This is a genomic window from Pseudoduganella sp. jia 9 (assembly GCF_055502615.1).
Genome location: NZ_JBUPWE010000029.1, coordinates 58338 through 72265, shown reverse-complemented (window position 1 = coordinate 72265; position 13928 = coordinate 58338). Strand labels below are relative to the sequence as shown.

General features: G+C 64.1%; 16 protein-coding genes and 1 other RNA gene. 9 read left to right on the top strand and 8 right to left on the bottom strand.

Annotation, left to right across the window (positions count from 1 at the left end):
- Positions 1-11: 11 nt before the first annotated feature.
- The 3 genes from ltrA to ACY34H_RS28600 all read left to right on the top strand — a co-directional run bounded on the left by ltrA (position 12) and on the right by ACY34H_RS28600 (position 3645).
- Positions 12-1376: a group II intron reverse transcriptase/maturase gene (gene ltrA / locus ACY34H_RS28610; RefSeq protein ID WP_464977593.1), complete on the top strand. Its 1365-nt coding sequence runs from the start codon at positions 12-14 to the stop codon at positions 1374-1376.
- A gap of 404 nt (positions 1377-1780) precedes the next feature.
- Positions 1781-2329 carry a PadR family transcriptional regulator gene (locus ACY34H_RS28605; RefSeq protein WP_464980806.1) on the top strand — a complete coding sequence of 183 codons (549 nt, stop codon included), beginning with the start codon at positions 1781-1783 and terminating at the stop codon, positions 2327-2329.
- Positions 2330-2391: 62 nt separating this feature from the next.
- Positions 2392-3645, top strand: coding sequence for an MFS transporter (locus tag ACY34H_RS28600; RefSeq protein ID WP_464980805.1), 1254 nt, complete (start codon positions 2392-2394; stop codon positions 3643-3645).
- Here the strand turns inward: ACY34H_RS28600 and ACY34H_RS28595 are convergent.
- The 4 genes from ACY34H_RS28595 to ACY34H_RS28580 form a co-directional block, all read right to left on the bottom strand.
- Positions 3629-4273 carry a hypothetical protein gene (locus tag ACY34H_RS28595; protein WP_464980804.1) on the bottom strand — a complete coding sequence of 215 codons (645 nt, stop codon included), beginning with the start codon at positions 4271-4273 and terminating at the stop codon, positions 3629-3631. The two genes, ACY34H_RS28600 and ACY34H_RS28595, sit on opposite strands and share 17 nt — an antisense overlap.
- Before the next feature lie 4 nt (positions 4274-4277).
- A complete protein-coding gene (locus ACY34H_RS28590) occupies positions 4278-4940 on the bottom strand; it encodes a glutathione S-transferase family protein (RefSeq protein ID WP_464980803.1) in 663 nt (220 codons plus the stop codon).
- A 19-nt stretch (positions 4941-4959) separates the two neighbouring features.
- Positions 4960-5502: a hypothetical protein gene (locus tag ACY34H_RS28585; RefSeq protein WP_464980802.1), complete on the bottom strand. Its 543-nt coding sequence runs from the start codon at positions 5500-5502 to the stop codon at positions 4960-4962.
- A 63-nt stretch (positions 5503-5565) separates the two neighbouring features.
- On the bottom strand, positions 5566-7356 hold the full coding sequence (locus tag ACY34H_RS28580) for a thiamine pyrophosphate-requiring protein (RefSeq protein ID WP_464980801.1): 1791 nt from the start codon (positions 7354-7356) through the stop codon (positions 5566-5568).
- Between the two features lie 274 nt (positions 7357-7630).
- Between ACY34H_RS28580 and ACY34H_RS28575 the strand changes: the two genes are divergently transcribed.
- Positions 7631-7804 carry a glycine zipper domain-containing protein gene (locus ACY34H_RS28575; protein ID WP_175424636.1) on the top strand — a complete coding sequence of 58 codons (174 nt, stop codon included), beginning with the start codon at positions 7631-7633 and terminating at the stop codon, positions 7802-7804.
- Positions 7805-8189: 385 nt separating this feature from the next.
- Here the strand turns inward: ACY34H_RS28575 and groL are convergent, their stop codons facing one another.
- A complete protein-coding gene (gene groL / locus ACY34H_RS28570; RefSeq protein ID WP_464980800.1) occupies positions 8190-9836 on the bottom strand; it encodes a chaperonin GroEL in 1647 nt (548 codons plus the stop codon).
- Between the two features lie 38 nt (positions 9837-9874).
- Complete coding sequence (gene groES / locus ACY34H_RS28565; RefSeq protein WP_130187819.1) at positions 9875-10165, bottom strand: co-chaperone GroES; 291 nt, start codon at positions 10163-10165, stop codon at positions 9875-9877.
- 288 nt (positions 10166-10453) lie between these two features.
- Between groES and ACY34H_RS28560 the strand changes: the two genes are divergently transcribed.
- From ACY34H_RS28560 to ACY34H_RS28540, 5 genes are all read left to right on the top strand, one after another.
- The gene (locus tag ACY34H_RS28560) at positions 10454-10588 is read left to right on the top strand and encodes a hypothetical protein (protein WP_464980799.1); all 135 of its coding nucleotides are present in this window, start codon (positions 10454-10456) and stop codon (positions 10586-10588) included.
- A gap of 100 nt (positions 10589-10688) precedes the next feature.
- Positions 10689-10976: a hypothetical protein gene (locus tag ACY34H_RS28555; protein ID WP_464980798.1), complete on the top strand. Its 288-nt coding sequence runs from the start codon at positions 10689-10691 to the stop codon at positions 10974-10976.
- Positions 10973-11284 (top strand): cell division protein ZapA, encoded by a 312-nt coding sequence (locus tag ACY34H_RS28550; RefSeq protein ID WP_155710337.1) that lies wholly within the window; start codon positions 10973-10975, stop codon positions 11282-11284. The genes ACY34H_RS28555 and ACY34H_RS28550 overlap by 4 nt, the downstream gene beginning before the upstream one ends.
- Positions 11285-11330: 46 nt before the next feature.
- Positions 11331-11511, top strand: a non-coding RNA gene (gene ssrS, locus ACY34H_RS28545) — 6S RNA.
- A gap of 128 nt (positions 11512-11639) precedes the next feature.
- Positions 11640-12104, top strand: a complete 465-nt coding sequence (locus ACY34H_RS28540) for an EVE domain-containing protein (protein WP_464980797.1) — start codon at positions 11640-11642, stop codon at positions 12102-12104.
- A gap of 75 nt (positions 12105-12179) precedes the next feature.
- Here ACY34H_RS28540 and lgt read toward each other — a convergent pair whose 3' ends face one another.
- On the bottom strand, positions 12180-12998 hold the full coding sequence (gene lgt, locus ACY34H_RS28535) for a prolipoprotein diacylglyceryl transferase (protein ID WP_464980796.1): 819 nt from the start codon (positions 12996-12998) through the stop codon (positions 12180-12182).
- On the bottom strand, positions 12999-13895 hold the full coding sequence (locus ACY34H_RS28530; RefSeq protein WP_464980795.1) for a LysR family transcriptional regulator: 897 nt from the start codon (positions 13893-13895) through the stop codon (positions 12999-13001).
- Between the last annotated feature and the right edge of the window lie 33 nt (positions 13896-13928).

Genomic DNA, 13928 nt, shown 5'->3' with positions numbered 1-13928 from the left:
TTTTTTCCGGCATGTCGATACAACAGGCAATGCGTCAGATGCCCGCGTCAGCGGGGCGGGAGGCCGTAGGTCAGGGTGAAGCCTTGGCTGCAACTTCCAGCGACGAAGCCTGTGGTCCGCGACATGTGTCAGGAAACGCAGGATCGGCGCTGCTGCAAGCAGCGCTGAGAAGGGAAAATCTGCTGCAGGCGTTCAAGCGTGTGCGTGCCAACAAGGGCGCAGCCGGGGTGGATGGTCGGGACATTGACGAAACCTCGCGCTATCTGGCCGTCGCCTGGCCGGAAATACGCGAACAACTGCTGGCAGGGACGTACCGGCCCCGCCCGGTACGAAGGGTGACGATCCCGAAGCCCGACGGTGGCGAGCGTGAGCTCGGCATCCCGACGGTGACGGATCGGCTGATCCAGCAAGCACTGCTCCAGGTGCTGCAACCGATTCTTGACCCCACTTTCAGCGAGCACAGCTACGGTTTTCGTCCCGGTCGGCGTGCGCAGGATGCGGTACTTGCCGCTCGGGCGTATGTCCAGTCGGGACGACGGATCGTAGTGGACGTGGACCTGTCGAAGTTCTTCGACCGGGTCAACCACGACATCCTGATCGACCGCCTACGGAAACGCATCAATGACGCTGGAGTAATCTGGCTGGTCCGCGCTTATCTGAACAGCGGCATCATGGACCATGGCGTGGTGCAGTCGCGGAACGAGGGGACGCCGCAAGGCGGGCCGCTGTCGCCGCTACTGGCCAACGTCCTGCTCGATGAAGTGGACAAGGAACTGGAACGTCGCGGCCATTGCTTTGCGCGCTATGCCGATGATGCGAACGTCTACGTGCGCAGCAAGCATGCTGGCGAGCGGGTGATGGCGTTGCTGCGCCGTCTCTATGACAAGTTGCACCTCGTGGTCAACGAAGGCAAGAGTGCGGTGGGTAGCGCCTTTGGTCGTAAATTCCTCGGTTACAGCCTCTGGGCTGATCGCAGTGGCGTCAAACTCAAGGTCGCGGATAAGCCGCTGGCAACATTCAAGCAGCGTATTCGGGAATTGACGTGGCGCTCTGGCGGCAAAAGCATGGCACAAGTCGTCGACAACCTGCGCCGCTACATGCTTGGCTGGAAAGGGTACTTCAAGCTGGCTCAAACGCCGAAGGTTTGGCGGAAACTCGATGAGTGGCTGCGCCACAGGCTGAGAGCGATCCAGCTCAAGCACTGGAAGCGTGGAAAAACCATGTATCGGGAATTGCGCAATCTAGGGGCGTCGGAAACGGTTGCGAAGCGGGTAGCCGCTAGCAGCCGATGCTGGTGGCGAAACGCTGATCGGTTGCTGAAAACAGTCCTCACGATCGCTTATTTCGACCGGCTTGGCGTACCACGCCTGTCCTGACCTCAACTACTCGAACCGCCCGGTGCGGACCCGCATGCCGGGTGGTGTGGCAGGGGCGCAGCTTACATTAGCTGCCCCCTATGCCGATCTGCCCGCGTTCAGTAACGGCGGCGCACGCCTTGCGCCGGCGCCCGCTTCAGCACCCGGCCCTGCACTTTCTTCCAGATAAAGCCGGCGATCGCCATCAAGATCATCTTGCGCATACATCCTCCGTGGGTTGGTTTCAATGTGCCGCGGCATGTCCCGATGCCTGCCGCCGCGATGGGACAACGATACCGTATCTGCAAAATTGAGAGCGCAGCAATAGCGGGTGTGCGGGGCCTGCGGGACCATGAAAAAAACCTTGCGATATATCGCAGAAGGTTTAAGATATATCTTATTGCGATATATCTTAAGGAGTTCACATGTTCCACAAGTTCCGAAACCACGGCCCCCGCTCGCACGAATCCCACCATTCCCGTGGCGGTCATGGCGGCGGCCCGGGCGGCATGGGCGGAGGCAGGGGGCCGCGCATGTTCGACGCGGGCGCGATGCGCTACGTGGTGCTGCAGCTGATCGCGGAAAAGCCGCGCCATGGGTATGAAATCATCAAGGAGCTGGAAGGCCGCGTGGGTGGCGGTTATGCCCCGAGCCCGGGGGCGATCTATCCGCTGATGGCAATGCTGTACGATATGGGCCACGTGTCGATCAGCAGCGAGGGCAACAAGAAACTGCATTCGATCACGCCGGAAGGGCAGGCGTTCCTGGACGAGAACCGGCAGATGGTCGATGCGCTGATGGCGCGCCTGGCCGAGCCCGGCAGTGGCGGCCGCGACAACCTGCGCTCGGTGATGCACGAACTGAAGCACGCCGTCATCGAAAAAGGCCGCGATCCGGCAGCGCCGCCGGCGCGCGCCGAACAGATCGCCGCGATCCTGCGCCGCGCGGCCGACGAGATCCGCCAGCTGGCGTAACCGGTCGGCGTCCGACGACCCGGCGGGAGCGGCGCTTCCGCCGCTCCAACAAGAAAAAACAGATGACCACTACTTCCACTTCCCTTGCTCCAGCGCGCGAACGGCTCGTGCTGTGGCTGCTGGCACTGACCCAGTTCACCGTGATCATGGATTTCATGGTGATGATGCCGCTGTCGCCGCAACTGATGGCGGCGTTCTCGATCAGCCCGGCGCAGTTTTCCGGTGCCGTGTCCGCCTATGCGTGGTGCGCGGGGCTGTCCGGCCTGCTGGCCGCGACCTATATCGACCGCTTCGACCGCAAACGCCTGCTGCTGACGGTGTTCTTGCTGTTCAACCTGTCGAACCTGGCGTGCGCGATGGCGCCGAATTTCCACGTGCTGGTGCTGTCGCGCGCTTTCGCCGGACTGACCGGCGGCGTGCTGGGCGCGATCGGCATGGCGATCATCGGCGACCTCATCGCCCCGCAGCGGCGCGGCTATGCCACCGGCATCGTGATGACCTCGTTCTCGATGGCCGCGATCCTCGGCGTGCCGCTGGGCGTGGGCCTGGCTGCCCGCTTCGGCTGGCAGTCGCCGTTCTACCTGCTGGTGGTGCTGTCGATGGCGATCTGGTGCCTTGCCGCGTTCGTGCTGCCGCCGCTGACGTCGCACCTCGACCGCAACGGGAACGGCGACTCGCCGCCGGCCCGCGCGCTGCCGGAACTGGTGGCGCTGTTCCGCGTGCCCGAGCACCTGCGCGCCTTCCTGCTGACGTTCGTGACGATGCTGAACGGGATGCTGGTGATTCCCTTCATCTCGCCGGTGCTGGTGGGTAATCTCGGCGTGCAGCCGGGCGACATCATGTGGATCTACATGGCCGGCGGCGTCGCCGCATTCTTCAGCTCGCGCTACGTCGGTTCCTGGTCGGACCGCGCCGGCCGGCACAGGGTATTCCGCGTTTTCGTGCTGTTCTCGCTGGTGCCCATCCTCGTCATCACGCACCTGCCGCGGCTGCCGCTGATTGCCCTGGTGTGCATGTTCCCGTTCTTCATGGTGGCGATGAATGGCCGCAACGTGCCGCTGCAGGCACTGATGACGACGGTGCCCGATGCGCGGCGCCGCGGCGCCTTCCTCAGCGCGAACGCGGCCGTGCAGCAGATCGGCACGGGACTGGGCGCGCTGCTGGGCGGATTGTGGCTGCACACGAATGCGGCCGGCCACATCAGCGGCTACGGCCTGAACGGCTGGCTGGCCGCGGGCCTGTCGCTGTTCACATGGTGGTGGGTGGGCAGGGTGCAGTCGGTGCCAACGGCACCGGCGCTCAGGAACCCTGCCTGACGACGATATCGAGCAGGCGCTGCGCCTGCTTCAGGACTGGCGAGGCGACCTGGTCGCGGCTGATGTCGCCGAACGTGCCGTCGCGCACATGCAGGCCATCGGCAGCCAGCAGTGACAGGCGCAGGCCACCGAAAGCAGGCGGTTTCGCGCGGTTTTTACACAGCCCCCTGGCCGCTGCCAGCGGAATGGCCGCATGCACCAGCAGCTTGCCCTGCTCTGCCACGCTGTCCGGTGCGCCTTCGAAGACGGCCACGCGGCCGGTATGGTGGATATAGCGCACGGTGCCGTCGGCATACGCGGCCAGCACGTCGAGCCCGCCCTCGAGCGGCACTTCGACGATCACGCCCAGCAGGTCGCGCGAGGCGACCGGCTGGCCGGCGGCGCGCAGCCATTGCCAGGCCAGCAGGCGCACGCGGCTTTCTTCGGCAGGGTCTTCGCCGATCGTCTGCACCACGCGCGGATCCGGCGCCGCGCCGAACAGCGATGCGGGTTCCGCACCCTGCTGTACCAGCTGCGGATCGTCGCAGAACAGCAGGTGGTACATCAGGTTCAGTTCGTCCTGCTTGTACGGCTGGGCAGAGGAGGCGTGCCGGCGCGACGACAGCGCGGCAATGAGTTTCTTGAACATGGCATCATTGTACTGTCTCTGCGCGGTCAAGGTGCCAGTTATGCAGGCCTTCCATGGCTACCGTGGCACGCCATGCGGGGCGGGCGGTGACCAGCCGCGCCAGGCGGTCCAGCTCCGGCCATTCGGTGGCCGGTTTCGGCATCGCGCGCGACCAGCGCAGGTACATGCACAGCTGCAGGTCGGCCGAGCTGAAACGCTCGCCCAGCAGATAGGGACCGTGCGCCGCCAGGTGCGAGGCGATCCGCTCGAAGCCGGCTTCCAGCGTGCGGCGTACCGGCCCGCGGCTGGCTTCGTCGTGCGCATCCAGGCCCGCGTCCTGCGGGTAGAACCACAGCCGGAACGGCCCGCCCAGCGAGGTGGCCAGCGCTACCGTCCATTGCAGCCATTCGGCGCGGCCCGGCGTGCCGGGAGCCGGCGCCAGGTTCGCTTCGGGATGGCGTTCGGCCAGCAGCATCAGCAGGGCGGCCGACTCGCGGTGGGCCAGGCCGTCGATGAGCAGCGTGGGCACGGTGCCTTGCGGATTCAGGCGCAGGTAGTCGTCCGTGCGCGGCACGTCGAGGTCGACATTGACCAGCTGGTGGGCGGCGCCGCTCTCGTGAATCGCGGCATGCACGGCGAGGCTGGCCGCGCCGGGAGAGTAATACAGCGTGTACATCGGTGGCTCCATGGTGGTCGATGAGGGCCGATCAGCGCGCGGCCCGCTCCATCGGTCGTTGTTCGGTACGCCAGCGCGCCAGCGGCAGCAGGGTTTCGTCGTCGTCGACGAGGATCTCGCCATCGGCCGCGCCGACCAGGAAGCTCTGCCAGGTGACCGCGGCCTCGGGCCGGTTCTCGACAAAGCTGAGCTGGTGGTACTGCCTGCCGTTCACCGTGCGCGGTTCAGGGTCGAACGGCACCACGGCGCCCCGTACCGCGCCGCCGGACGCCGCCTCGATCCGCTTCGCCCAGGCCTGCAGTTCGGGCAGCGCCATCAGGCGCGCCACGGCCTGGTCGCGCGTCACCGCCTGGCCCGGCTTCTGGGCAGGGGCGGATGAGGGGGCAGATGAGGGGGCAGATGCGGGAGCGGATGCCGGGACAGTGGCGGCCGGCGGCTGCACCCGCGCGGTACCCGGACCCACGTGCTGCGGGTACAGGTACCACGCGCCAAACGCGGCGGCCAGCAAGCCGGCCAGGGCGCCGGCAAGGGCGGGAAGGTGCGAGGATTTGTTCGAGCGGTTTTTCGTGTCCATGTTGCGGACATGGTAATCGAAAGGCACCATTTGCACAGCGCCAATCGAATGCGCCGCGATGGGTCAGTCCTTTTTAGGCGGGAACCAGCCCTCCCAGGTCTCCTTGATGCTGGCGCGCACGGTGGCCAGCGCATCCGGGTCGCCCTTCAGCAGCGCCTTGAAATAGGCCGCGGCCTGCTTCACCGGCACGTCCGGCGGCAGGGGCGGCACGTGCGGATCGGTCACCATCTCGAGCACGCAGGGCCGGTCCGATGCCAGCGCCGCTTCCCAGCCGGCAGCCACCGCGTCGGCGCTGTCGATCCGGATGCCTTTCAGCCCCACCAGTTCCGCATATTGCGCGTACGGGAAATCGGGCATGACCTGCGACGCTTCGAATTTCGGATTGGCACCCATCACGCGCTCTTCCCACGTGACCAGGTTCAGGTCCTGGTTGTTGAGCACCATGACCACCAGCTTGCCGTTGCCCCAGCGCGGCCAGTACTTGGCGATCGTGATCAGGCCATTGATGCCGTTCATCTGCATGGCGCCGTCGCCGACCAGCGCGATCACGTGGCGGTCCGGATGGGCGAACTTGGCGGCGATCGCATACGGCACCGCGCAGCCCATGGTGGACAGGCCGCCGGACACGCTGGTCATCATGCCGCGCCGGATCTTCACGTCGCGTGCATACCAGTTGGTGGCCGAGCCGGAATCGCCGACGATGATGCAATCGTCCGGCAGCCGCGGCGACAGTTCCCAGAACACCCGCTGCGGGTTGATCGGATTGGCTTCGTTCATCGCGCGGCCTTCCAGCACGCGCCACCAGCGCTCGACGTTGGCGCGGATGTCGTCCTGCCACTGCCGTTCGGTCTTGCGCTGCAATAGCGGAATTAGCGCGCGCAGCGTTTCGCGGGAGTCGCCGATCAGGTTGAATTCCATCGGGTAGCGCACGCTGGCGCGGCGCGCGTCGATGTCGATCTGCACGCCGCGCGCCTGGCCTTCCTTCGGCAGGTGCTCGCTGTACGGGAAGTTCGAGCCGACCATCAGCAGCGTGTCGCAGTCATTCATCATGTCGTGGCTGGGCTTGGTGCCGAGCAGGCCGATGGTGCCGGTGACGAACGGCAGCTCGTCCGGCACGGCGGCCTTGCCGAGCAGCGCCTTGGCGATGCCGGCGCCGAGGATGTCGGCCACTTCGATCAGTTCGTCGGTGGCATGCAGCGCGCCGGCGCCGGCCAGGATGGCGACCTTCTTGCCTTCGTTGAGGATGCGCGCGGCCTGCTGCAGCGCGTCCTGCGGCGGCACGTGGCTGCGCGTCAGCGCGCCGATGCCGGAGACCACGGTGCCGTGCTCGCGCGGCGGCTTCGGCACCGCGTCGAGCTCCTGCACGTCGTTCGGGAAGATCAGGCAGGTGACCGCGCGTTCCTCCTTGGCGATGCGGAAGGCGCGGTCGATCAGGTGTCGCACCTGGGCCGGATCGGTGGCCATGTGCACGTATTCGTGCGCAACGTCCTTGAACAGCGCCTGCAGGTCGACTTCCTGCTGGTAATCGCTGCCCATCGACATGCGTTTCTGCTGGCCCACGATCGCCACCACGCCCTGGTGATCGAGCTTGGCGTCGTACAGGCCGTTGAGCAGGTGCACTGCGCCGGGGCCGGAGGTGGCCAGGCACACGCCGACTTCGCCGGTGAATTTCGCGTGCGCAGTGGCCATGAAGGCGGCCATTTCCTCGTGCCGCACCTGGATGAACTCGATCTGCTCCTGCCGGCCGAAGGCGCCCATGATGCCGTTGATACCGTCGCCGGGATAACCGAATATGCGCCGCACGCCCCATTCGCCGAGGCGTTGCAAGAGGAAGTCGCCTACCGTGTCTGCCATGTCGTTCTCGCTGTCTGGACCAGTCGGGGATGATAAAACGGCCATCCTCGTGCTGGCGCACGCGAGCAGTGCAGTGCAACACGGCACGCCCTTTTCCGGTCCTTGAACAGCGCTTTTGGGAAGGCAAACAGCGGCTTTGATGCGGCGCAAAAGCGTGATCCAGGCTGTGTTGAAAACGTTGTTCAAGCGGGACGGTCCGCTTAAAAAAACAGCAGAGAGATCGAAAACCGGGTGTATATTGATTCCACAACAACCACGAAACAGGAGACGCAAGATGGATATGGAACCGGACGACCGCACCGGGCGCTATGTTGGCTTCGGTATCAGCCTGGGTGCAGCGATCGGCTGCGCGATCGGTGTTGCAATGGGCAATTTCGCGATGGGCATCGGCCTCGGTGTGGGCGTCGGCAGCGCCGTCGGAGCCGGGCTGGCGCGACGGCGGCCCTGACACCCCTGTGACGTCATCGACGGCTGCCTCGGCAGCCGTTATTGTTTCCGCCTCCAAAAAGCCGCGCAGAAACTGGGGACGTACCCCTGTTTAGAGGAAACTCTTTGCAAAACTGGGAACGCAAATCTGGCGCAAATGCGGGGTCGCAAATCTGGGGACGTACCCTTGTTTTGAGGAATCGTCCACGCGTTTGCCATGCATGCAGGTGGTCGATAGTCTTGCCTGGAAACAAGGGTACGTCCCCAGTTTTTGGGCGGGGAGATCGATAGTCTTGCCTGGAAACAGGGGTACGTCCCCAGTTTGTTGTCCGGGCAATAAAAAAGGCCGCTTCCGAAGAAGCAGCCTTTTCAGGTGCAGCTGGCCGAAGCCGGCATTTACCGGATGATTACATCATGCCGTCCATGCCGCCCATGCCACCCATGCCGCCCATACCACCCATGCCGCCGGCTGGCTTGTCTTCCACCACTTCAGCCACCATGCAGTCGGTCGTCAGCATCAGGCCGGCGATCGATGCGGCGTTCTGCAGTGCCGAGCGGGTCACTTTGGCCGGGTCCAGCACGCCCATTTCCACCATGTCGCCATAGGTGCCGTTGGCGGCGTTGTAGCCGTAGTTGCCGGTGCCGCCCAGGACGGCGTTGACCACCACCGACGATTCTTCGCCGGCGTTCTGCACGATCATGCGCAGCGGCTCTTCCATCGCGCGCAGCACGATCTTGATGCCGGCGTCCTGGTCAGGGTTGTCGCCCTTGACAGTCAGCGCAGCGCGGGCACGCAGCAGGGCCACGCCGCCGCCAGGAACGATGCCTTCTTCCACGGCAGCGCGGGTGGCGTGCAGTGCATCTTCCACGCGAGCTTTCTTTTCCTTCATTTCGACTTCGGTGGCAGCGCCAACCTTGATCACGGCAACACCGCCGGCCAGCTTGGCCACGCGTTCCTGCAGTTTTTCACGGTCGTAGTCCGAGGTGGCTTCTTCGATCTGCGCGCGGATCTGGCGAACGCGGCCTTCGATGCCAGCGGCTTCGCCGGCGCCGTCGATGACGATCGTGTTTTCCTTGCCCACTTCGATGCGCTTGGCCTGGCCCAGTTCTGCCAGCGTGACTTTTTCCAGCGTCAGGCCGACTTCTTCAGCCACCACCTGGCCGCCGGTCAGCACGGCGATGTCTTCCAGCATGGCCTTGCGGCGGTCGCCGAAGCCCGGAGCCTTCACTGCGCAGGTCTTCAGGATGCCGCGGATGTTGTTGACCACCAGGGTCGCCAGCGCTTCGCCTTCGATGTCTTCGGCGATGATCAGCAGCGGACGGCCGGCTTTCGCCACTTGCTCCAGTACCGGCAGCAGGTCGCGGATGTTCGAGATCTTCTTGTCGAACAGCAGGACGAACGGGTTCTCCAGCACGGCAACCTGTTTTTCCTGGTTGTTGATGAAGTACGGCGACAGGTAGCCGCGGTCGAACTGCATGCCTTCCACGATGTCCAGCTCGTCGTTCAGCGACTTGCCGTCTTCCACGGTGATGACGCCTTCCTTGCCCACTTTTTCCATCGCTTCAGCGATGCGCTCGCCGATCGAGTAGTCCGAGTTAGCGGAGATCGCGCCAACCTGGGCGATTTCCTTCGAGGTGGTGCATGGCTTGGCGATCTTGGTCAGTTCTTCGACGGTGGCGGCGACAGCCTTGTCGATGCCGCGCTTCAGGTCCATCGGGTTCATGCCGGCGGCAACGAACTTCATGCCTTCGCGCACGATGGCTTGTGCCAGCACGGTCGCGGTGGTGGTGCCGTCACCGGCGTTGTCGGAGGTCTTCGATGCGACTTCCTTCACCATCTGCGCGCCCATGTTCTGGAGCTTGTCTTTCAGTTCGATTTCCTTGGCGACCGAAACGCCGTCCTTGGTCACGGTCGGGGCGCCGAACGAGCGCTCCAGCACCACGTTGCGGCCTTTCGGGCCCAGGGTGACCTTGACTGCGTTGGCCAGGATGTTGATGCCTTCAACCATTTTGGCGCGCGCTGCGTCGCCGAAAATCACTTCTTTAGCTGCCATGTTGGAATTCTCCAGAATCTATGTAAGGGGTCGGCCGATTACTTGTTGACGATCGCCAGGATGTCTTCTTCGCGCATCACCAGCAGTTCTTCGCCGTCGACCTTGACGGCCTGGCCGGAGTATTTGCCGAACAGAACGCGGTCGCCGACTTTCACTTCCAGTGCGCGCAGCGTGCCGTTGTCGGCAACCTTGCCGTTGCCCACTGCCAGCACTTCACCCTGGTCCGGCTTTTCGGCGGCGGCATCAGGGATGATCAGACCGGATGCGGTCTTGGTTTCCTGGTCCAGGCGTTTGACGATGACGCGATCGTGCAAGGGGCGAAGGTTCATACAAAACTCCTTATGTGTACAGTGAGGTTGAATCGTTGTTAGCACTCTCGACTAACGAGTGCCAACGATTATAGGGATGGTCAGAAGTGATTTCAAGAGAATCATGTTGAGAAAATTTCCAAGCGTTAGCGTCAATGACCGGCGGGGCAGGGGAATGCCCGTTTGTGTTTTGACAAAGCCACGCCGGAGGTGCACACTATTCTTCGGATTTGGAAGCGGTCATTGAATGCTGCATCAAGCGTTGCACTGAAAACATTGCATTGAATTCTTTGTTTGGCGGAGGCTGCGATGTTCCACTCGAAATTCCCGAGAGACCTGCATGCGCCGGAATGGGTGCGTGTCGCGATCAACGTGGCCGCCGGCGCGGCGCTGGGCGTGCTGGCTGGCGCCATGCTGCTGCTGGCGCTGGGCACGGTCGCCTGATTTACCTGGCAATCCTTCCCATGCCGCCGTCCGGCGGCATGGTCCCAGCTGTCCAGTACGGCTGTCTTATCGCTACGTTCCCTTATTACGATGTAATTAAGTGTCGAACGCTGCCGATTCGGTTGACCACGTTATCGCGCCGCCCTATAGTGGCGGGATGATTGCAGACTTCCAAGAACTTTCCGACAAGATCGAGCAGCTGGCCGAGCTGGCGCTTTCGTTGCGCCGCGAAAACGCGCAACTGCGCCAAGCCAACGCTGCATTGGTGGCTGAAAACCTCGGCTACCAGAAGCGCCTGGCCGAAGCGCATGCGCGCGTATCGGCATTGCTGGAACATATCCCCCCGCTGGAAACAGCAACCCCCGAGAAAGAGGACCTCCAGTCATGAGCAACGTGGACGTCAACATCCTCGGTTCGTCGTACCGCCTCGTCTGCAAGGAAGGCGAGGAACGCGCGCTGCGCGAAGCGGCCGCGCTGCTGGACAAGAAAATGACCACCATCCGCGACACCGGCAAGGTGAAGGGCAACGACCGTATCGCCGTGATGGCCGCGCTGTCGATGGCCGCCGAGTTCCTGACGGCGAAGGCGCCGGCCGGCCCGCTGTCCGAGATCTCGCTGCTCGAAGTGCAGCACAAGATCGCCGCGATGCACCGGGTGCTCGACAGTGCGCTGACTCCCCAGGAAAATCTGTTCTGACACACGATAAGACTTTCCCTCGAGGCGTTTGAGGAGTAAACTGCGTCCTACCCTGCGGTGTTCGAGAAGTGCCATATATTCCTTGAACCATTAACACGCATAGGTCGCGGAACATTGTTCGGCGGGTGTGAGCGTCGCTAGTCCGATGAACCCGAAGTTGAACTGACTGTGACCGCCTTGAACCGTTAGGTTCAGGATGCCGGCATGACGGCACAGGCGGGGCCTTATTTGAAGCATTGAAATTTGTAGTACCGAAAGCGGTTGTCGCACTGAAAGGTGCGCAGCCGCTTTTTTACGCCTGGCTTTTTTACGTCCAGCCTTTTTCGTCGACCTATTCATGTGAGGAGCAAGGCAGATGCCGAAACAGTACTGGCTGATGAAATCCGAACCCGACGATGTCAGTTTCGACGACGTGCTCGCGTCGCAGGGCCAGACCACGTCCTGGTACGGGGTGCGCAACTACCAGGCCCGCAATTTCATCCGCGACGGCATGCGGGTCGGCGACGGCGTGCTGTTCTATCACTCCAGTTGCGCGGTGCCGGGCATCGCCGGCATCGCCGAAATCGCCAGCACGCCGTATCCGGATGCCACGCAGTTCGATCCGCAAAGCCCTTACTACGACGCCAGGGCCACGCAGGAAAACCCGCGCTGGACCGGCATCGACGTCAAGGCGGTCAAGAAGGGGCGCTACGTGGACCTGAAGGAGTTGCGCAGCCACCCGGAGCTGGAGAACATGCGCCTGCTGGCCAAGGGCAGCAGGCTGTCCGTGATGCCGGTCGAAGCGGACGAGTGGCGCTTCATCCTGAAGCTGATCGGCTGAAGCGCCAGCCGGGTGACTGACGGCGAGACCGCCGGCGCGGGCTTGCCGGCCGCGCCGGCGATGGTGGCGGGCCCGCTATGCGTGCGCCGGCGCCGCGCCGTAGGTCTTGCGCCGGTAGGACCACACCAGCATCGCGATGGCCGCCACGATCATCGGCAGCGACAGCACCTGGCCCGACGTGATCGGCAAGCCCAGTACGGTGGTTTCCCAGTCCGGCGTACGGAAATACTCAGTGAAGAAGCGTGCGCAGCCGTACAGCAGCGTGTACATGGCACCGACCGCCAGGCGCGGGCGGGCATGGCGCGCGAACATCCACAGGATGATGAACACGAGGATGCCGTCCACCAGCATCTGGTAGATCGGCGACGGGTGGCGCGGCAGCGCATCCACGTTCGGCCAGATCATCGCCCACGGCAGGTCCGGGTCGAGCACCGGGCGGCCCGGCAGTTCCGCGTTGATGAAGTTGCCGAGACGGCCCGCGGCATACCCGAGCGGCACCATCGGCGCGATGAAGTCGTACACGTCCAGCAGGTTGCGCTTCGCCTTGCGCGACCAGAACCACATGGCGACCAGCACGCCCAGGAAGCCGCCATGGAAGCTCATGCCGCCGTGCCAGACCTTGAAGATCTCCAGCGGCGTGGCGAACAGGTGCGGCTGGTAGAAGATCACTTCGCCCAGCCGGCCGCCGAGCACGACGCCCAGCATGCCGTAGAACAGCATGTCATCGAGGTCCTGGTTCTTCCAGCCCAGCGCGGCGATGTGCGGCTGTTTGATGCGCACGCGGCCCAGTGCGATGAACAGCGCGAATGCCAGCACGTACATCAGGCCATACCAGTGAATCGCCACCGGGCCCAGTTGCAGGGCGACAGGATCGGGCATCGGGTGAATCAGCATTCAGAGTCTCTTTCTCATCAAGTCCAGGAAGCCCTTGAGGACAGGGGAAGTATTGTCGCGGCGCCAGGCCAGGCCCGTTTCCACGAGCGGGGTGGCCTGCGCCAGCGGCCGGTATTCTACTCCCGGGCGGCGCAGGTTGGAGACCGATTGTGGCACAAGTGCGATGCCCATGCCGGCCGACACCAGGCTGACGATGGTCTGCATCTGGATCGCTTCCTGCCCGATGACCGGGGTGATGCCGGCGGCGCGGAATACCGCCAGGACCGCGTCGTACAGCCCAGGGGAAATCGCGCGCGGGAAAATGATCAGCGGCAGCGGCGGCAGCGCGCGCAGGTTGGCTTCGTGCTTGCCGCGCAGTTCCGGAAGGCCGGCCGGCGAGGCCAGGATCAGCGGTTCGTTCAGCACCGGCAGGTAGTCGAGTTCCGCTTTCGCCTTGTCCGGCAGCGGCGGGATCAGCAGCCCCGCATCGACGCGGCCGTGCAGCAGCTCTTCGAGCTGCAGGTCGGAGGTGGCTTCCTGCAGCGTGATCTGCACCTGCGGGAACGCGGCGCGGTACGCGCGCAGCGAAGGCGGCAGCACGCTGTAGTCCGCGGACGAGACGAATGCCAGCACCAGCCTGCCCGTGGTGCCCGACGCAGCCCGCTTGACCAGGGCCGGCAGCTCGCCCGCCTGGGCCAGCAGGCGGCGCGCTTCCGGCAGCAGCGCGTCGCCGGCCGCGGTCAGCGCCACGCCGCGGCGGTTGCGGTCGAACAGGGCGGCGCCCAGCAGGTCTTCCAGTGCGAGGATGGTCTGCGACAGCGGCGGCTGAGTCATGTGCAGGCGCTTGGCCGCACGGCCGAAGTGCAGTTCTTCGGCCACGGTGACGAAGTAGCGCAGCTGGCGGAGTTCGATGTTCATTGCGGGTGATAGCCTATTTGAATCACAGGGCAT